Annotated in this window: 1 pseudogene; it reads right to left on the reverse strand. The window is 73.8% G+C overall.

The features are described from left to right. A pseudogene (locus RB628_RS41605) lies at positions 1 to 266 on the reverse strand (hypothetical protein); the annotation flags it as partial. Positions 267 to 389 lie beyond the last annotated feature (123 nt).

Genomic DNA, 389 nt, shown 5'->3' on the forward strand with positions numbered 1-389 from the left:
ATGCGGGAGATGGCGGTGCGCAGGGCGGCCAGCTCGTCGATGGCGGCGTCGACCTGTTCGTTGGTGTGCACGGTGGTCGAACCGCGGGCAACGGCGAGGCCGGCAGCAGCGAGGAAACGGGCGACGGTGACGGCGCGCTGCTTGGCGGCGGCGGTGATCTCGGTCTTCTCGGTGTCGGACAGGCGGGTGGTCGTCTTGTGGGTGCGCTGGCTCGGGTTGCGGGTGCGTCGGCGCGGCTTGCGGTCGGGGAACGCGGTGGCGCTCACGCTCTGCTGCTCGCGCGGGGCGCGGTCGTCTGCTTCTCCTCCCACGACCGGCGCCCCCTGGTGCCGGGAGTCCGGCTGGTCCCCGTGCGCACTCGCTCGGGGACCAGCCGGACTTCCCCCGCC

Source organism: Streptomyces sp. ADMS, from assembly GCF_033441795.1.
Taxonomy (GTDB): Bacteria; Actinomycetota; Actinomycetes; order Streptomycetales; family Streptomycetaceae; genus Streptomyces.